Genomic DNA, 18469 nt, shown 5'->3' on the forward strand with positions numbered 1-18469 from the left:
AGCTCCGATCCATCACCGCGGAACGAACTCACCCGCTACGGCCTCGCCGCCTGGGCCAACGGCAGCACGTCCGGCCGACGCCCTCGCCTTGCCCAACTCGGCGCGACTGACCAGGCACGCGACGCCTTCCGCGCCGGTGCCGGCATCGCCGCTCCGGCCCGCGAACACGGCCTCCGCCGTGGCGCGATCCGCACCGCGATCGCCGACCTGCTCCCCAACCGGCCCGCAGGTTAGCCACCCTTACCTGTTGATCAAGTGGGATCGCGGATTGTGGCCGCCGGGCACGGCCCCGCCGAGTACGGTCAAGATCGGACCGCTGGAGGGGGGCATGCCAGTCACGCGCCGCACCGCCGACTCTGACACGGTCGCTCTGAACCCGGTGTTCGTGCGGCCGGGCGAGGCGACCGAGCTTTCCCGCTTCGCTATTCCCGAGGGCGAGTCGCTGCCCGAGACGGCGTACCAGATCGTGCACGACGAGGCGATGCTCGACGGCAACGCGCGGCTCAACCTGGCGACCTTCGTGGGCACCTGGATGGACGGCCCGGCGGAGCGGCTGTACGCCGAGACGTTCGACAAGAACATGGTCGACAAGGACGAGTACCCGGCCACGGCCGCGGTGGAGACGCGCTGCTGGACGATGCTCGCCGGCCTCTGGCACGCGCCCGACCCGCGCGACACCATCGGCACCTCGACGGTCGGCTCGTCCGAGGCCTGCATGCTCGGCGGCCTCGCCCTCAAGCGGCGGTGGCAGCACGCGCGGCGGGCGGCGGGCAAGCCGACCGACCGGCCCAACCTGGTGATGTCCAGCGCCGTGCAGGTGTGCTGGGAGAAGTTCTGCAACTACTGGGACGTCGAGGCGCGGCTGGTGCCGATCAGCGAGGAGCACAAGGTGCTCGACGGCGACGACCTCGAGTCCTATGTGGATGAGAACACGATCGGCGTCGTGGCGATCCTCGGCGTGACCTACACCGGCATGTACGAGCCGGTGCGGCGGATCGCCGACGCGCTGGACCGCATCCAGGCGGCGACCGGCCTCGACGTCCCGATCCACATCGACGGCGCGTCGGGCGCGTTCATCGCACCGTTCGTCCAGCCCGACCTGGAGTGGGACTTCCGGGTGGCGCGGGTGGCCTCGATCAGCACGTCCGGCCACAAGTACGGCCTGGTGTACCCCGGCCTTGGCTGGGTGGTCTGGCGCGACAAGGCCGCGCTGCCCGAAGACCTGATCTTCCGGGTCACCTACCTCGGCGGCGACATGCCGACGCTGGCCCTCAACTTCTCCCGGCCCGGCGCGCAGGTGCTCCTGCAGTACTACATGTTCCTGCGCCTGGGCATGGACGGGTACCGGCGGGTGCAGCAGTCCGCCCACGACGTCGCGCGGTACCTGGCCGGCGAGGTCGCGAAGCTGCCACAGTTCGCGCTCTGGAACGACGGCGCCGACATCCCGGTCTTCGCCTGGCGCCTGCGCGACGGCCACACCGAAAACTGGAACCTGTACCACCTCTCCGACCGCCTCCGCACCAGAGGATGGCTGGTCCCCGCGTACCCGATGCCGGACGACCTCGCGGACGTCACCGTGCAACGCGTCGTGGTCCGCAACGGCCTGAGCCGCGACCTGGCCGGTGCCTTCGTCTCCGACCTGCGGGCCGAAGTGGCCTATTTGGACAGACTGAGCGCTCCGATGCCGGTCGAGGGGCAGCGGCCCAGTTTCCACCACTGACCACTTCGGACACGGGTCAGTTTTTGTCGTACCCCTCCGCTATACATGGACCAGCATGAAAGCGCTGCGGGGAGCGCTGCTGCTGCTTCCCGCGTGCGCTCGTGCGTGCCGGCCGCACTGTGCGGAGCCACCGGCACCACCGCTACGGGAGGCATCGTTGCACCAGACGACACGACCGTTCCGCTCGATCGCCAGGCTCGCCCTGGTTGGCGGCCTGGTCATCGTGAGCACCCTGCTCAACCCGTTCAGCCCCGGGGCACAGGCAGCCGCCCCGACCGAGACCGTGCTGCCGCTCACGCGAGGCCACGACGTGGTGGCGGCGCGCGACCGGGTGTTCGTCAGCGGCGGCCCGGCGACCACCTCGGTCGTCGTCACCGACGCGGCGGGCACGGTCACCGGCGTGCTCGGCGAGCTGCCCGGCCCGTCCGACCTGCTGCTCAGCAATGACCAGACCACGCTGTTCGTGGCGCTGCCCAACGCCAACCAGATCGTGGCGTTCGACACCGGTTCACTTGTCGAGTCGGCGCGCTACTCCACCGGCACCGGGGCGTGCCCGTCGTCGCTGGCCCTGTCCGGGCGCCGGCTGTACTTCGGGTACGGCTGCGACCAGTGGGGCGGCAACATCGGGCTGGTCGACCTGAGCCGCCAGCCGGCCGTGGTCCGCACCGGACTGGTCACCGAAAACTTCTACGACCACCCGATCCTGAACACCACGCCGGCCGCGCCGTCGGTGCTGATCGCCGGGCAGCCGTCGCTCAGCCCCGCCTCGGTGCACGTCTACAGCGTCGGCACCGGCGGTGCGCTGACCTTCGAGCGGCGCAGCGCGCACAGCGCGACCGGCAGCAACCTGCGTGACCTCGCGCTGAGCCGGGACGCCGCGACGGTCTACCTCGCGCAGGGCGCGCCGTACGGCGTGCAGGCCTTCGCCGTGGCCGACCTCAACCAGCAGTCGCAGTTCATCCCCACGACGGCGTACCCGAACGCGGTGGAGGTGTCCCGCGACGGCACCCTCATCGCGGCGGGTTCGGACGCCACGTACGACCCGGACGTGTTCCTGCTGCGCCCGGACGGCATCCAGGTCGCCTCGTTCGAGCTCGGCGAAAACCTCGTGTCCGGGGCGCTGGCCTGGGCACCGGGTGGCCGCCGGCTCTACGCGGTGAGCCAGGACTGGTCGGGCGGCGCACCAAGCCTGCACGTCCTGCCGGTCGCGGCCGCGTAAACACAGGCCAGGGGTCCGCCGATGCCGGCGGACCCCTGGTCCCGCCGCTATTGTGCGGCGAAAGGGGCACGAGAGGAGAAGCCGTGGCCGGGTTGCGTTCGGCGTTGTTCCTGCCACTGTTCGACGAGCTGGCCGACCCGCGCGCGGTCGCGGGGCTGGCGGCGGAGGCCGAGGAGGCCGGCTGGGACGGCATGTTCGTCTGGGACCACGTGCGGTGGCGGCCGCCGGTCCAGAGCCTCGCCGACCCGTGGATCACGCTCGCCGCGGTCGCGACCGCGACCAGCCGGATCCGGCTCGGCCCGATGGTGACCCCGCTGGCCCGCCGGCGCCCCACCAAGGTCGCCCGGGAGACCGCCACCCTCGACCTGCTCAGCGGCGGGCGCCTCACGCTCGGCGTCGGCCTGGGCAGCGACCAGTTCGGCAGCGAGTGGTCCAAGACCGGCGAGGAGCTCGACGAGCGGGAGCGGGCCGGCATGCTCGACGAGTCCCTCGACGTGCTCCGCCAGGCCTGGTCCGGCGAGCCGGTGCGCCACCACGGCCGGCACCACACCGTCGACGACATCACCTTCCTGCCGCGCCCGGTGCAGCGTCCCGGCGTGCCGGTGTGGGTGGCCGGCCTGCCCGGCAAGCGCGCCCCGCTGCGCCGCGCCGCCCGCCACGACGGGTTCGTCCCGGTCAACCTCGCCCACCCGGACCAGGTCGCGGAGATGGCGTCCGTGCTGGCCGAGCTGCGCGGCCCGGATCCGGCGCCGTTCGACATCGCCGTCGCCCTCTCCTTGGGTACCGACGTCGCGCCCTACGCCGCCGCCGGCGCGACCTGGTGGCTGGCCGAGATCGACCCGGGCACCACACTGGACACCGCCCGCGGCGTGGTCCGCGACGGTCCCGCGCGGCGCGCCGGCTGAGTCCCCGGGCGGACATTGACGTTCGTGGCGCTCCTGTGATCCGATGCTAAGTCCGGATCTCTGGAGGCTGACGTGTCGCTCTGGCGCCGACTCGCCGTTCCCGCCGTGCTCGCCCTCGTGCCGATCGCCGCCGTGTCCGCGCCCGCGAGCGCCGCGCTGCCGACCGCCGCCGTCGCGCTCGGCGACAGCTTCGTCAGCGGCGAGGGCGCCGGCGCCTACCAGCCGGTCGTCGACGCCGCCGGCCAGGCGCAGGGCTTCCCCGGCTGGTCCGCGGCCAACAGCAACGCCTTCTTCTGCCACCGGTCGGCCAACGCGTCGCTGCTGCGCGCCGACCTGCCCGGCATACAGCAGCGGTTCAACCTGGCCTGCTCGGGGGCGCAGCCGCACGACATCACCGCGCCGTCCAGCGCCCGCGCGAAGGGCCGCACGGTGGCCTCGCAGATCGACCAGCTGCGCGCCGTGGCAGGCACGCACGACATCGACCTCGTCCTGCTCGGCCTTGGCTCCAACAACAGCTCGTTCACCTTCGGCGACGTCGCCTCCAAGTGCGCCAACCGGTTCGTGGCCGACGCCTGGACCGGCTGGTGGGAGTTCTGGGCGTACCTCGGCGGACCGGTGCCGCAGGAGCCCTGCACCAACGCCGACCTCGCCACCGCGGCGCAGCTGGCCGCCGCGCGGGACGAGACGGCGGCGGCGGTGCGCGAGCTGCTGCGCGTCCTCGACGAGGTCGACGCCGACGGCTTCCACCGCGTGGTCTTCCAGGACTACACCAACCCGCTCCCCACCGACCTGGAGACGAGCCTGCACACCGAGGACGGGCGGGCCGACGACCGGGACAAGTTCCGCGCCCTCGGCGCCGAGCGGTACCGCGCCGGCTGCCCGATCCACCGGGCGAGCCTGCCGGCCGGCCACACGTTCTCCACCGGGCTGGGCACGCTGGTGTCCGATGTGCACACCGCGATGAGCGGCGAGTTCGCCGGCGCCGACCTTGTGTACCTGAACGTGCAGGGCGCGTTCACCGGCGCGCGGCTGTGCGAGCAGCTGGGCAGCCCGGACGGGGCGCTGGCCACGCCGATCCGGCTCCAGGACGGGCCGACCGGGGTGTTCGTCACCGACCTGGACGGCTACGACAAGATCGCCATCCAGCGCATCGCCAACGCGTGCGTGACCTACTTCCAGACCTGCCAGGAGTCGTGGCACCCGAACGCGGCCGGGCACGGCGTGCTCGGGCAGTGCCTGTCCGGCGCGGCGGTCACGGCGGCGCGGAGCGTGCGCTGCACCCGCGCGGCCGGCGGCGCGATCACCGTGAGCTGAGCCAGGCGGGGGTCCAGATGTCGGCGTCGGGCAGCAGGTCCGCGCGCCGGGCGTGGAGGTGCTCGCGCAGCCGGCCCAATCCCGGGTGCGGGTTGTCGTGGCGCCAGATGATCGACATCGGGTACACCGGTGCCGGGCCGCGCACCGGGATGCGCCGCAGGTCCCAACTGTCCGGCCACAGGTAGCGCGAGCGCTCGCCGACCAGCGTCGCCAGCTGCGTGGAGTCGGCGATCTCGGCCATCAGCGCCTCGTTGCCGAAGGCGGGACCGACCACGTCGATCGCCAGCCCGAACGCGGCGGCGAGCGCGTCGTAGTAGTCCGCCCACTCGGTGCCGCGCTCCATCCCGGGCATCCAGATCCGGTGCCCGACCAGCTGCGCCGGCGTGACGGACCGCGCGTTCGCGAGCGCGTGGCCGGGCCCGACGAGCAGCTCGTGCCGCTCGTCGATCACCCGGGCCGTCCTGATCGGATCCGGCAGGTGCCGCGCGGGCGTACGGACGGCGTGGAAGGTGGCGTCCACCGTCCCGGCCTCGACCGCCGCCACCGCACCGTCGACGTCGGCGCTCAGCGTCACGACGTCGAGCGCGATCTCGGGGTACGCGCGGTAGAAGTCCTGCAGCACCACCGCCGGCGCCACCCGCCGGCTCATCACGTCGACGCGCAGGGCACGCCGGCCGGGGCGCACGGACGCGTCGGCCCGCTCGGCCACCCGCAGCAGCTCCCGCGCGTGGGGCAGGAACGCCTGGCCGTCGACGGTGAGCCGGGCGCCCCGGGCGGTGCGGGTGAACAGGCGCACCCCCAGGTCCCTTTCCAGCGTGGCGATCCGCTTGGACACGGCCTGCTGGGTGACCGACAGGGTGGCCGCGGCCTCCTGGAACTGCCCGGCGTCCGCGGCGGCGACGAAGGTGCGCACACCGTCGAGATCCACGCGCGAACCCTACCGGTACAACGCGGGGTTGTGGCTCGCCGCCAGTGCCGTTGTTTGATCCCCAGCAGCCGCCGTTGCTTGGATCGGCGCGGTCAACGGCGGGTTGTGGGGGAGGTACCGGATTGGTGGCCGGACGATCCCTGGGCCGGCGGCTCCGCTGGCTCTGGGCCGGGTACGCCGTCAGCGCCTACGGCTCGGTTTCGGGTTCGGCGCGCTGCCGCTGGTCGCCGTGCTGGTGCTGCACGCCAGCCCGGCCCAGGTCTCCGCGCTGGCGGCGGTGGGGCCGGCGGTGGGCGCGCTGATCGCGTTGCCGCTCGGGCCGTGGGTGGAGCCGCGCCGCAAGCGGCCGGTGATGATCGCGATGGACCTGGCCCGGTTCGCGGCCCTGATGACGGTCCCGGTCGCCTTCGCGGCCGGCGTGCTCAGCTTCGGCCAGCTGCTTGTCGTGTCGGCCGTGGTCGCCGCGGCCAAGATCGCCTTCGCCGCCGCGGCGGGCGCCTACCTCAAGGCGGTCGTACGCCCGGACGACCTGCTCGTGGCGAACGCGCGGTTCGAGTCGACGACGTGGAGCGCGATCGCGGTCGGGCCGCCGCTCGGCGGTGCGGCGGTCGGCCTGTCCGGCCCGGTCACCACCGTGGTCGCGGACGCGGTCAGCTACCTGGGCTCCGCGCTCTGCCTCACCGCCATCCGCGGCCGTGAGGACCGTCGGCGGCGCACCACCGCCGGCCGCCGCGCCGGCGACCTGCTCGACGGCTGGCGGCACCTGCTGACCCACCCCGGACTGCGGCCGCTCCTCAGGGGAGCACCCCGACGTTCAGCTCGGCGACCGACGCCCACGGATTGCCGTTGACCTCGCTGAGCGCGCGCAGCCGCACGTACCGCCCGGTCTTGGCCGGGAACGTGACCGCCTGCTCGGCGGTGCCGTTGGCGAACGTGCCGGTGGCCACCGCCGCACCCCAGGTCGTGCCGTCGGTCGAGACGTAGACCTCGTAGTTGGCGATGCGCCCGCTGGCGCTGCTCTGCCGCGGCAGGTAGTACAGCGCGGCCACCGAGCGGCTCGCGCCCAGGTCGAGCTGGATCTCGTGCGGCATCGGCGCGGGCAGCAGCATGCGGCTCATCCAGACGGTGGTCCCGTTGCCGTCCAGCACGTTCGTCCCGCGGCCGTTGAGCAGCAGCGTCTCCTGGCTGTCGACGGAGCGGACGGTCAGCTGCGACTGGGGCAGCCGCACCGGTCCGGTGGCGGCGTACGTGGCCTGGTACGTGGTCGCTGTCGCCGGGGCGGTGATCAGGTGCGTCTGCGCGCCGCCGTCGGACCAGCTGGCGAACGTGTACGTGGTGCCGCCCAGCGTCTGCGGGGTCACCGCGCTGACCGAGTTGCCCGAGCCCTGGATCACCCGGCGGGTGAACGGGGTGGCCTGCGCGGTGCCGCCGACCGCGATCTGCAGGCCCGCCGGGCTGCTGGTGAACGTCAGGTCGACCGTGCGCGGGTTCAGCCGCACGCTCGTGGTGTGCGACAGGCCGGCCGAGTCGGTGACGGTCAGGGCGAGCTCCAGATAGGACGGGTACTCGTGGTCCGGCGCCGGGAACGCGCCGGACGCCACCGCGTCCCAGTCCTGGACGGTGTGCACGTGGCAGTTGTCCACGGTGAAGCAGTGGTGCTGCAGCAGGCGCCAGTGCAGCGCCGACGCCGGCAGCGCACCCTGCTCGGGGTCGGTGCCGCGGCCGGCGAAGCTGATCGTCTGGCCGACGGCGAAGGTGAGCGTGGGCGCGGGGGAGTCGATGACCGCGGTGGGTGGGCTGTTGCCCGACTGGATGGCGACCGTCGTGGTGTCGGTGGCGTTGAGCGTGTCGAAGACCCGCAGCCGCGCGGTGTACGACCCGCCCGCCGGGTACGTGAACGTCGCCGTCGGCGTGGTCGCGTCCACGGTGCCGTCGTCGGTGAAGTCCCACTCGTAGCGCAGCAGGCCGGCGTCGGCCGGGTCCGGGTCGGACGAGCCGCGGGCGTCGAAGCTGACGGTCAGCGGCGCGGTGCCGGAGGTCGGGGTGGCCTGCAGCACCGCGGTCGGCGGCGTGTTGCCGGCGAAGTAGCGGATCCGCCGGACGCTGCCGCCTGCGTCCACATAGTACAGATCGCCGCCCGGGCCGATGGCGAGGTCGACCGGGTTGGCGGCGGACGAGACGAACACCTGCCGGGCGGCCGGGTCGGGCACGCCACCCGCGGTGGCCGGCGGCATCACCCAGATGCAGTCGCGCGAGTAGTCGGCGAAGAACAGGGCACCCCGGTACGCGGCCGGGTAGGTGCCGCCGGCGGTCGGGTAGAACGCGACGCCGGACGTGGACGACCCGGCGTTGACCGGGCACGTCTCGCCGGTGACCACCGGCTGGCCGTGCCGGTACGCGTACAGCGGCGCGACCTGCCCGGAGCCGGTGTAGAGCGTCTCGCACAGCGACAGGTTCGCCCCGTCGTAGCCGCTCTGCGTGGCGTTGCCCTCGTAGCAGGGCCAGCCGAGGTTGGCCACGCCGGCGACCGGGTCGACCACCCGGTTGATCTCCTCCCACGTGCTCCAGCCGACGTCGCCGAGCCAGAGCTCGCCGGTGCCCGGCCGGAAGGTGAAGCGGAACGGGTTGCGCAGCCCCTGCGCCACGATGCGGCGGGCGTTGAGGTCCGCGCTGGCGATGAGCGGGTTGCCGCTCGCGGCCGCGCCGGTCGCCGGGTCCAGGCGCAGGATCGTGCCGTCGAGGCCGGTCGGGTCGGCGAGCGTGCGCACGTCCTGCGAGCGCAGCGCGCCACCCTCCGCCGCGGGTGGTGTCATCGTGCCGCCGGGCGGGTCGGCGCAGGGGTTGGGTGGCGTGCCGAGCTGGCCGTAGTCGACCGCGGAGTAGCTGGCGCCGTCGCCCGAGCTGAGGTACAGCGCGCCGTCCGGGCCGAAGCGCAGGTCGCCGATGGAGTGGCTCGGGTACTGCTGGCACCAGTCGTGCAGGAACACCTGCTCGGTGCCGGTCATCACGTCGCCGGCGGCCTGCAGCCGGGACAGCCGGCCGGTCACCACGCACTGGCCGCCGTTGGCCCCGCCGACCGCGGTGCAGTTGTCGTTCCACACCGGCGCCGTCCCGCCCGGGGGAGCGTCGTACGTGTACAGCACGTAGACGTACGGCGTGGTGGGGAAGCTCGGATGCAGCGCCAGCCCGAGCAGGCCCCGGTCGTTCTGGTTGTGCACGTTGGTGCGCAGGTCGGCGAAGACCGTCGCGGTGGTGTCGGCGAGCCCGTCGAAGACCTTGATGATCCCGGCCTTCTCCGCCACGAAGATCCGCCCGTCCGGCGAGAACTCGATGTTCATCGGCTGGTTGAGGCCGCTGAGCACCACCTGCTCCTGGAAGCCCGTGGGCACAGCGGCCGGCGCCGGCGCGGCACCGGCCAGCGGGGCGAGCCCGGCTCCGGCCAGGGCGGCGACGAGCATGGAAGCGGCGAAGCGGCGGCGCGTCGACATCCGGTCTCCTGCACGGTAGGCACGGGTGATCACCGCAGCGCAGTCGTGGCGGCACGGTACGTGACGGAAGACGCTAGCGAAGGCCACTGCCCGCGTCTGCCCCGTGGACGTGCATTTCAAGTTGTCGATGGTTCGGGCGGACCGTCCAATTGGGACATTGCAATTGACGCATGCGAGTTCGTATGTGTCCGGCATCACATTCATAGGGTCCGATAGGGGCATTTCGCGCCGTTATTTGGGACGGAGGCCGGCAAGGGACGAACTGTATGGTGTCGCGGTTGTCTTAAGGACTTATGGGGGGGTTCCTGATGATCCGCCGGTACGCCGGATTCACCGTCAGCGCGCTGCTTCTCGCCGCCGGTCTCGCCGCCGCGCCCGCGGCCGCCGCTCCGGCCCCGAGCAATCCCGACCCGGCGACGCTCGCCGCCGGTACCGAAAAGGACCCGCAGACCGGCAAAAACCGCAGCCACCTCGTCGGGCAGGGCCAGGACGTGCCCGCCCTGCTCGGTGTGACGAACCGCGGCGAGGCACCCGTCGAGGGCCTGGTCCTCAACGTGCGGATCCTCAACGACCTCGACTTCACCAAGAAGTACGACAACTGCTGGTACGCGGACTACACCAACCAGGAGTCGGCCTGGTGCGAGTTCGGCGACAGCCTCGCGGCGGGCGCCAGCCTCGGGGTGACCGGCCTCGGCATCGCCACCAAGGCGGACGCCCGCGCCGAAAACATCTCCTCGATCATCTACATGTGGTTCAGCAAGGCGTACGCCGACGAGCGCGGTGGCATCCAGGCGCTCGCCCAGGGTGCGGCCGGCCCGGGTACGCAGGCGGCACAGGGCACCGAGACCCCGCTGAGCCTGTCCACCCCGTCCGGTGAGCTCGGCGGGATCGGCGGGCCGCTCGGCTTCATCGGCGTCAAGCTGCTCACGCCCACCGGCCAGCCGACCGCGACGCCGGCGCCGACCGCCACCACGACCGCGCCCGCGCCGGGTGGCGCCGCGGGTGGCGAGGGTGGTGGGCTGCCGGTGACCGGCGCCGGTACCGCCGCCGCGGCCGGCCTCGGCGGCGTGCTCCTGCTCGCCGGCGGCGTCGCGTTCCTGATCGCGCGCCGGCGCCGCACCCGCTTCGTGGCGTAGTGGCGATCCTCGGGCCGGCCCGCGCGGGTCGGCCCGAGGATGCTCAGCCGGGCACGGCCAGCAGCACCACGCCAAGCGCGACCGCCACGCTCGCGGCTATCCGCACGCGGCCCAGCGACTCCTTGAACACCACCACGCCGATCAGCGCCGCCACCACGACACTGCTTTCCCGCAGCGCGGCGACAGCCGCCAGCGCACCCCGCGTCTGCGCCCACAGCACGAGCCCGTACGCCAGCGTCGACATCACCGTGACCGCGCCGGCCAGCAGCCAACCCCGGGCGTCCGAACCGGCGGTGACGCCCGTGCGCCGGCGCAGGAGCGCGGCCACCACGGCGGTCGCCGAGCACTCCAGCCCGATCAGCCACAGCGTGTACCCGGCCGCCGAGCCGCTGGCCCGCACGCCCACCCCGTCGATCAGCGTGTACGCCGCGATCGTCAGCCCGGTCAGCACCGAGGCGAGCACGGCCGGCCGGTTGGCGCGCACCAGCCGCCACGGGGTGAGCCCGAGCACCGCGATGGCCGTGGCGATCAGCACCACGCCGGCCGCCCGCGCCGGAGCGAGGGACTCGCCGAGCGCCAGCATGGCGACCACCGCCACCACGATCGGGCCGACGCCGCGGGCCAGCGGGTACGTCTGGTTGAACGCCCCAGCCGGTACGCCGCCAGCAGCCCCAGGTTGTACAGCACGTGCACAGCGACCGAGGCGAGCAGCCACGGCCACGACCCGCCGGCCGGCCACGGCACGAACCAGAGCGCGGCCGCGCACGCCGCGGCGCCCACCACGCTCGTGCGGACGAACAGGCCGGCCCGGTCGGAGACCCCCTTGACGACCGCGTTCCAGCTCGCGTGCAGCACCGCGGCGGCGAGTACGGCGGCGACGATCATCGCCGCCGAGGCTAGCCTGCCGCGGGGTACCGTGTCGGCGGAGGGCGGGAGGGGTTCGATGGTCTGGAGCGTGGTCGTCAGCCTGGCGGTGGCCGCGGCGCTGAGCGCGTCCGCGTACGCCCTCGTGCGGTTCTCCCAGCGCACCGCGCGCCGCCTCGACGCGGCGCCCGTCCTGCGCCCGATGCGGGCTGGGCTGTCCTGGCTCACCGCCCGGATGACCGCCCAGCTGCTCGTGCTCATCGCCGGGACGGCGCTGGCCTTCGCGCTCGCCATGGTGTTCGTCGAGGTCCTCGACGCGGTCGTGGAAAACGACGACCTGACCGCGATCGACCGCCCTGCCGTCGAGTGGATCGCCGCCCACCGGCCGGGGTGGCTGACCCCGTTCGTGGTGTCCGTGACCGACCTGGGCAGCAAGGTGCTGCTGACCCTCGCCGTCGCCACCGCCGCGGTCGTGGCCGCACGCCGGCTCGGTTCGGTGCGCCCGCTGCTGCTGGCCCTGTGCGCGCTCGGCGGCTGCGCGCTCCTCGTGGCCGGCATCAAGGTGGTGATCGGCCGGGCCCGCCCGGACCAGCCGCACCAGGCGCTCGCCGAGTCCGGGTTCGCCTTCCCGTCCGGCCATTCGGCCAGCGCCCTGGTGGGCTGGGCACTTGTCGCCTGGCTGGTCTGCCGGCTGACCGCCAACCGCACCGTGTGGGCCACCGCGTGGGTGTCCGCCGCGCTGCTCACCGTCGCGGTCGGCCTGTCCCGGATCTACCTCGGCGTGCACTACCCGAGCGACGTGATCGGCGGCTGGACGCTCGGCGGCGTGTGGCTCACCACCGTCCTGATCGCCTGGAAGCTCGACCCCGGCCCGCGGTCCGACCGCGACCGGCGCCCCGCCGACCCGCTGCTCGTCCGCAGGTTCGTCACCGTCCTGTCGATGAGCGCGGTCGCCGTGCTCTCCGCCACCATGGGCATCGTCGGCACCCTGGCGGTCACCGGCTGGCCGAGGACACCCGCCGTCGAGGAGCCCGGCGCCGCCGGACGGGACGACGCCGACCCGACGGCGGAGGCCGCGGTCCCGCACCTCACCTCGGCCGAGGCGAGGCAGATCGCCCTGGACCACGCCGGCGACGGCACGCCCACCGAGGTCGAGCTGGAGTGGGAGCACGGCACGCTGGTCTGGAGCGTCGACGTGATGCGGCAGTCCGTCGAGTACGACGTCGACATCGACGCCCGCACCGGCACCGTGATCTCCTACGGCCCCGACAGCTGACCGGAGCCGGCTGCCGCGATCAGCGCCTCGATCGCCGCGCGGCTGGTGCGCCGCCGCGCATACTCCTCGACGCCCACCCGACTACCCATCACCACCCGCGGATTGCGATACCGCGCCGGACTGTCCACAGTGGTCCGTGCCGTGAAGTGGACCTCGCGCGCACCGGTAAGCTCGACAAGGCGCCGCACGTTGCCAGCCGTCACCCCGCCACCCGGCATGACGACAAGGTGGTCACCGCCCGCCGCGACAAGCTCGGCGATCAGCGGGGCACCCTCCAGCGCCGTCGCCTCCTGACCCGACGTCAACAGCCGCTGGCAGCCAAGGTCGACAACCGCCGCGAGCGCGTCATGCGGCCGCCGCGCCATGTCGAACGCCCGATGAAACGTCACCGACAGCCCACCCGCACCCGCCAGCACCTCCCGGCAAACCGCCGCGTCCACATCACCGTCCGCGGTGAGCGCCCCGACAACCACCCCGTGCGCGCCGGCCGCCGCCACCGCCTCGACATCGTGCCGCATCGCCCGCACCTCGTGGCGGTCGTAGATGAAGTCACCCCCGCGCGGCCGGATGAGCACGTTGACATCGACCGCGCCGGCCCCGACCGCCGCGGCGACCGCGCCCGCACTCGGCGTCAGCCCGCCCTCGGACAACCCCGCGCACAACTCCACCCGGTGGGCACCCGCCGCCCCCGCCGCGAGCACGCCGTCGACACCGTCAACGCACACCTCGAACCGCACCCGCACACCCTACGAGACCATCCCTTTCAACCGCATATGCCCCGGTCCGCGCCACCTGCGGACCGCAAGCTCCCGCGGGCACCGCTCCGGCCGGCGGCTCGCAGGGCTCGCCGAGATCCCCGGCCTCCGCTGCCAGCCCCGCGGGCCAAGCCCATTGCCACTCCGCGCCTACGCGTGACCGGCCGTGGCCGGGGCGTGGGTCGGGGAGGCTCTGAAGCTGGGCGCATTGGTGCGCCCAGCTTGAGACGCGGTCGGGGGCGCGGGGGTGCCTTGCCCACCGCGGAGGGTGAGGCCGCGGGAGCAACGGTCCGGACCACGGCGGGCGTCGCGGTAGCTCGATGTCTTCTGGAACGGGTTTGTCAGGTGGGCGCGAGGATCGTGCGGGCGCGTTCCTCGAGGATGCGGAAGCCGGCGCGGCGCGCGGCGGTCAGCGCGCGCTGCCCGTGCTCGACGGCCTGGTCGGTGTGGCCGAGGCCGCGGCAGGCGGCGGCGATGCCGAGGTACGCCTCGATGTGTGGGAACTGCTCGCGGCCCGCGCCGGCCAGGTCGAGTGCCTGGCGGTGCAGGTCCAGGGCCTCGCGGTCCTGGCCGAGGCGGTGGTGGACGGCGGCGAGTGTGTTCAGCGCGTCGACCTCGATGCGCATCTCGCCGAGCATGCGGGCCTGCGCCACGGCGGCCTGCGCCAGGTCGAGGGCGCGCCGGGGTTCGCCGCGGTCGCGGTGGACTTCGGCCAGGTCGCGCAGCGTGTATGCCTCGACGCCGCGGTCGCCGATCTCGCGGGTGAGGGCGAGGGCCTGGGTGAGGTGGTCCAGGGCCTCGTCGAGCAGGCCGGCGGCGTGGCAGATCTCGCCGAGGGTGTCCAGCGCGGCGGCCTCGCCCTCGCGCGAGCCGGCCTCGCGGCGCAGGGCTACCGCCTGTGTGGCCGACTCGAGGGCTTCCGGGAAGCGGCACAGGTACCAGTAGGTGCGCGCGAGGTGGTTGAGGGTGAGCGCCTCGCCGCCGCGTGAGCCTTCGCGGCGGTAGAGGGTCAGCGCCCGGTCGTACACGCCGGCGGCCTCCTCGATGCGTCCGGCCTCGCGGTAGGCGGTGGCCAGGACACCGAGCGCGGTGGCTTGTCCCTGCGTCCATCCGGCGCTCTCGGCGAGGGCGAGCGCGCGGGTGCCGTGGGTGATGGCGGCCGGGTACCGCAGCTGGCGGTGGTCGAGGTTGCTGAGGCTGAGCAGCGTGATGGCCTGCGCGCGCGGGTCGCCCTCGGCCTCGGCGGCGCGCAGCGCGGCGTGGGTGGCGCGGGCCAGGTCGACCATGTGCACGCGCAGCAGGAAGTAGCTGCGCAGCGTGTCGGTCAACAGCCAGGCGGTGGGGCGGGGGCCGTGGTTGGCGGTGTGGACGATGGCCGCGACGAGGTTGGGCCGCTCGGCGTCCAGCCACGCCAGCGCCGCCGCGTCCGAGTCGAAGGCCGGTCCGGCGGTCCCGGACGGTGGCACGGGCAGGCGCAGCCGGTCCGGGTACAGCACCTTCGCCGCGGCGTCGGCACCCTGCAGGTACCAGTCGAACAGGCGGCGCAGCGCGTCCTGCCGCGCCTCGGCGGTGTCTTCGGCGTGCGAGCGGTCGGCGGCGTACCGGCGCAGCAGGTCGTGGCTGACGTACCGGCCGGCACCGTGCTCAGTGGACAGATGCGCGGCGGCCAACCGCTCCAGCAGCCGCGCGGTGGCCGGAGCCGTGGTGCCGGCGAGCGCGGCGGCGGCCTCGGCGGTGAGGTCGGGCACCGGCGCCAGGCCGGCGAGCCGGAACAGCCGCCGTACGTCCGGGCCGAGGGTGCGGTACGACAGCTCGAAAGCGCCCCGCACTCCGGACCGCTCGTCGTCGGTGTCGAGTGTGGACAGTGCGTCGCGCCGCAGCTCGGCGACGAGGTCCCCGATGCGGCGCGCGGGACGGTCGAGCATGGTGGCGGCGGCGAGGCGCAGCGCGAGCGGCAGGTACGAGCAGGCACGCGCCAGCTCGGTGGCGGCGCCGGCCTCGGCGGCCACCCGCTCGCCGCCGAGGATTCGCTCCAGCAGCAGCTGTGCCTCGCCGGCACCGAGCACGTCCAGGCTCAGCCGCCGGGCGCCGTCGCGGGCCACCAGGCCGGAGAGCCGGTCGCGGCTGGTGACCAGCACCAGGCAGCCCGGGCTGGCCGGCAGCAGCGGCCGCACCTGCGCCGCGCCGGCCGCGTTGTCGAGCACCACCAGCACGCGGCGCTCGGCGAGCAGCGAGCGGTACCGGGCGGCCGCGGCGGCCTCCTCGCCGGGGATCTCACCGGCCGGCACGCCGAGGCTGCGCAGGAACTGGGCGAGCGCGTCGATCGGCCGTACCGGCTCGTCGTGGGCGTGCCCGCGCAGGTCCACGTAGAGCTGCCCGTCCGGGAAGCGGCCGGCGACGCGGTGCGCCCAGTGCACCGCCAGAGCGGTCTTGCCGATGCCGGCCATGCCGGTGATCGCGGAGATCACGACCGCGGTGTCCCGGCCGTCGTGGTCGGGCAGCAGCTCGTCGAGCCGCTTGAGGTCTTCACGCCGGCCGGTGAACCCGGAGACGTCGGCGGGCAGCTGCCGGGGGACCTGCGGCGCCGGTCCCGCCTCGGCCGGATCGGCGGGGTCGTCCTGCAGGAGCACGGCGTACCGCTGCCGCAGTGCCGGGCCCGGGTCGAGGCCGAGCTCGTCGGCGAGGCGTTCGCGCAGCTGGTGGTAGACCTGCAGGGCGTCGGCGCGGCGGCCGGCGCGGTGCAGGGCGAGCATCAGCAGCCCGACGAGGCGCTCACGCAGCGGGTGCGCCGCCACCAGCTCGGCGAGGTCGCCGACCAGATCGTCGTGCCGGCCCAGGCGCAGCTCCAGCTCGAAGCGGTGTTCGAGGGCGGCGAGCCGCTGCTCGTCGAGCCGGGCGGCGGACGCCTGCACGGACTGGCCGACCAGCCCCAGCAGCGCCGGCCCGCGCCACAGAGCGAGGGCGGCACGGAGCTCGGCGACCGCGTCGGCGAGCCGGCCCTCGTCGGCCAGCCCGAGGGCCGCCGCGACCCGCTCCTCGAACACCTGGGAATCCAGCTCGCCGGGCGCCGGCTGGGCGCGGTAGCCACGGCCGTCGGCGACGATGATCGCCCGTCCGCTCGAGCCGTCACCGAGCAGGCGGCGCAGGGCGGAGATGTCGTTTTGGATCTGGCGCCGGGCGGTGGCCGGGGGCGCTCGTCCCACACCGCGTCGATCAGGTCGTCGAGGGAGACGACCTGGCCGGGATGGGTGAGCAGGACCGCGAGGAGTGTGGACCGCCGCCGGCCGCCGAGCGTCACCTGACCCGTGTCGGTGACCACCCGCAGCGGCCCCAGGATGCGGAACTCCACCAACCGCCTCCGGGAAAGCGTGCCCAGCCCAATGAAAGGCATCACTGTACAGGCGTGTGGAGAAATGCGCAGGTCCAAATAAAAAGAAAGGATTGTGTCCAGAGACGGCAAATGACAATGGAAAAGCCCACGCTTTACGGCGCCGATCTCCGCGGCCGGCGTGTCCTGACGCCGCACGGTTGATCAGGGACTTCGTGGGTGGACACGCCGAGCGACACGCCCACCAACTCCCTGATCAACGCGTCGGGCCGCGGTCGCCGGCCGGGATCGGGCGGGAAACCAGCACGGCGGCGCAGAGGGCCGCGGCGGCGAGCCCTGCGCCGCCGCCGCGGGTGACGGCCAGGAAGAGCGCCTCGCGCGGGTCGGCGTCCCGCAGGGCGGGCAGGGCGGCGACCAAAGCGCCGGCCGCGGTCGCCAGCGCGATGAGTGCCCAGCTCGCGGCCGCGAACCCGCGTGGCGCCCGTGGGTGCCGCGCGGCCGGTGCCGGAGGCGTCGCCCGCCACCAGCGGACCAGGCACCACCCGATCACGGCGGCGCCGGCCAGGCCGCTGGCGTACTGCGCCCACCGGTAGCCCGGCAGGCCGGCGTGCGCGCGCGCGAGCCAGTCGAGGTGCGCGGGTCCCCACCGTCCAATGTGGGTGAACGAGTCCCACACCACGTGTGTGGCGGCGCCGAGGACCAGCGCGGCCACTACGCGCGCCGCGCGCAGGGCCGGGTGGGCGCCGGCCGGCGCGGGCCGGGGAAGCCGCGCGCGGAGTGCGGCCGGGGCGACGGCGATCGCGAACGGGGCCAGCAGCGCGTGCCACGCCGCGAACACCACAAGACCGGCCAGCAGGTCGGCGCCGAGCACGCCGGCCGCGCTGTGCGTCGTGCCGCCGTCCATGGGCGTGGGCAGGTAGTACGGCAGGTCGGGCGACATGCTGCCGATCACCAGCGCCGACGGCGGCAGTCCCCAGCGCATGAGGGGCAGCACGGCCGCGGCGTGGCTGGCGGTGAACGGCACCGGACGATTCCACAACATTGACAGTTGTCGTGGTCTTGCCGGGCTGGCAGGATGTGGGAAAAGTTTGTATAGACGCCCAACTATATGGAGAGAGGTCGACATGAGACCACGTACCGGCATGGGCTTGGCGGCCGTGCTCACGTTGGCCACGGGCGTGGCCGTCGTGGTGGCCGCCCAGGCGAGCGCGGCCACCGGTTGCCGGGTCGGCTACACGACGAACCAGTGGCCGGGCGGCTTCACCGCGAACGTCGCCATCACCAACCTCGGCGACCCGCTCACCAGCTGGCGACTGGAGTGGAGCTTCGCCAACGGGCAGACCGTCACCCAGGGGTGGAACGGCGTCTTCACGCAGAGCGGCTCACGCGTCACGGTGGCCAACACCTCGTACAACGGCGGCCTCGGGACCAACGCGACGGTCACGCCCGGCTTCAACGGCACCTGGAACGGCACGAACTCGACGCCCACCGCCTTCACGCTGAACGGGGTCGCCTGCACCGGCTCGACCACGCCGG

General features: G+C 73.7%; 14 protein-coding genes and 1 pseudogene. 8 read left to right on the forward strand and 7 right to left on the reverse strand.

The annotated features are described in order from the left end of the window. The first annotated feature begins 328 nt into the window (after nucleotides 1-328). The 4 genes from gad to Phou_RS39295 all read left to right on the forward strand — a co-directional run bounded on the left by gad (nucleotide 329) and on the right by Phou_RS39295 (nucleotide 5158). Nucleotides 329-1720 carry a glutamate decarboxylase gene (gene gad / locus Phou_RS39280; RefSeq protein WP_173067180.1) on the forward strand — a complete coding sequence of 464 codons (1392 nt, stop codon included), beginning with the start codon at nucleotides 329-331 and terminating at the stop codon, nucleotides 1718-1720. Between the two features lie 157 nt (nucleotides 1721-1877). Continuing rightward, a complete protein-coding gene (locus Phou_RS39285) occupies nucleotides 1878-2939 on the forward strand; it encodes a hypothetical protein (protein WP_173067183.1) in 1062 nt (353 codons plus the stop codon). A gap of 83 nt (nucleotides 2940-3022) precedes the next feature. Further along, nucleotides 3023-3844: an LLM class flavin-dependent oxidoreductase gene (locus tag Phou_RS39290; RefSeq protein ID WP_173067186.1), complete on the forward strand. Its 822-nt coding sequence runs from the start codon at nucleotides 3023-3025 to the stop codon at nucleotides 3842-3844. Between the two features lie 72 nt (nucleotides 3845-3916). Then, nucleotides 3917-5158, forward strand: coding sequence for an SGNH/GDSL hydrolase family protein (locus Phou_RS39295; protein WP_173067189.1), 1242 nt, complete (start codon nucleotides 3917-3919; stop codon nucleotides 5156-5158). On the opposite strand, the gene Phou_RS39300 is transcribed toward Phou_RS39295, so the two are convergent. After that, a complete protein-coding gene (locus tag Phou_RS39300; protein WP_173067192.1) occupies nucleotides 5145-6086 on the reverse strand; it encodes a LysR family transcriptional regulator in 942 nt (313 codons plus the stop codon). The two genes, Phou_RS39295 and Phou_RS39300, sit on opposite strands and share 14 nt — an antisense overlap. A 229-nt stretch (nucleotides 6087-6315) precedes the next feature. Here Phou_RS39300 and Phou_RS39305 point away from each other — a divergent pair, with 229 nt between their 5' ends. Next, nucleotides 6316-6936, forward strand: coding sequence for an MFS transporter (locus Phou_RS39305; protein ID WP_246274242.1), 621 nt, complete (start codon nucleotides 6316-6318; stop codon nucleotides 6934-6936). Here the strand turns inward: Phou_RS39305 and Phou_RS39310 are convergent. Next, nucleotides 6881-9574, reverse strand: a complete 2694-nt coding sequence (locus Phou_RS39310; protein WP_173067195.1) for a PQQ-dependent sugar dehydrogenase — start codon at nucleotides 9572-9574, stop codon at nucleotides 6881-6883. The two genes, Phou_RS39305 and Phou_RS39310, sit on opposite strands and share 56 nt — an antisense overlap. A 293-nt stretch (nucleotides 9575-9867) precedes the next feature. Between Phou_RS39310 and Phou_RS53810 the strand changes: the two genes are divergently transcribed. Continuing rightward, nucleotides 9868-10710, forward strand: coding sequence for an LPXTG cell wall anchor domain-containing protein (locus Phou_RS53810; RefSeq protein ID WP_246274244.1), 843 nt, complete (start codon nucleotides 9868-9870; stop codon nucleotides 10708-10710). Between the two features lie 43 nt (nucleotides 10711-10753). Here Phou_RS53810 and Phou_RS39320 read toward each other — a convergent pair whose 3' ends face one another. Both Phou_RS39320 and Phou_RS39325 read right to left on the reverse strand, forming a co-directional pair. Beyond that, nucleotides 10754-11302: an EamA family transporter gene (locus Phou_RS39320; RefSeq protein ID WP_173067198.1), complete on the reverse strand. Its 549-nt coding sequence runs from the start codon at nucleotides 11300-11302 to the stop codon at nucleotides 10754-10756. Beyond that, entirely contained in the window at nucleotides 11239-11595 is a 357-nt protein-coding gene (locus Phou_RS39325) for a hypothetical protein (protein ID WP_173067201.1), read from the reverse strand. Before Phou_RS39325 ends, Phou_RS39320 begins: the two co-directional genes overlap by 64 nt. 58 nt (nucleotides 11596-11653) lie before the next feature. Here Phou_RS39325 and Phou_RS39330 point away from each other — a divergent pair, with 58 nt between their 5' ends. Beyond that, a complete protein-coding gene (locus Phou_RS39330) occupies nucleotides 11654-12850 on the forward strand; it encodes a phosphatase PAP2 family protein (protein ID WP_173067204.1) in 1197 nt (398 codons plus the stop codon). Here the strand turns inward: Phou_RS39330 and Phou_RS39335 are convergent. The 3 genes from Phou_RS39335 to Phou_RS39345 form a co-directional block, all read right to left on the reverse strand. Next, a complete protein-coding gene (locus tag Phou_RS39335; protein WP_218579491.1) occupies nucleotides 12832-13587 on the reverse strand; it encodes a copper homeostasis protein CutC in 756 nt (251 codons plus the stop codon). The genes Phou_RS39330 and Phou_RS39335 overlap by 19 nt on opposite strands. A gap of 359 nt (nucleotides 13588-13946) precedes the next feature. Next, complete coding sequence (locus Phou_RS39340; RefSeq protein WP_281365151.1) at nucleotides 13947-16808, reverse strand: AfsR/SARP family transcriptional regulator; 2862 nt, start codon at nucleotides 16806-16808, stop codon at nucleotides 13947-13949. A 381-nt stretch (nucleotides 16809-17189) separates the two neighbouring features. Beyond that, nucleotides 17190-17957 (reverse strand): DUF4184 family protein, encoded by a 768-nt coding sequence (locus Phou_RS39345; protein ID WP_173067213.1) that lies wholly within the window; start codon nucleotides 17955-17957, stop codon nucleotides 17190-17192. A gap of 118 nt (nucleotides 17958-18075) precedes the next feature. On the opposite strand from Phou_RS39345, the pseudogene Phou_RS53825 reads away from it, so the two are divergent. Next, nucleotides 18076-18390 (forward strand): annotated as a pseudogene (locus Phou_RS53825) (cellulose binding domain-containing protein); the annotation flags it as partial. Nucleotides 18391-18469: the final 79 nt, after the last annotated feature.

It is taken from the genome of Phytohabitans houttuyneae, assembly GCF_011764425.1.
Taxonomy (GTDB): domain Bacteria; phylum Actinomycetota; class Actinomycetes; order Mycobacteriales; family Micromonosporaceae; genus Phytohabitans; species Phytohabitans houttuyneae.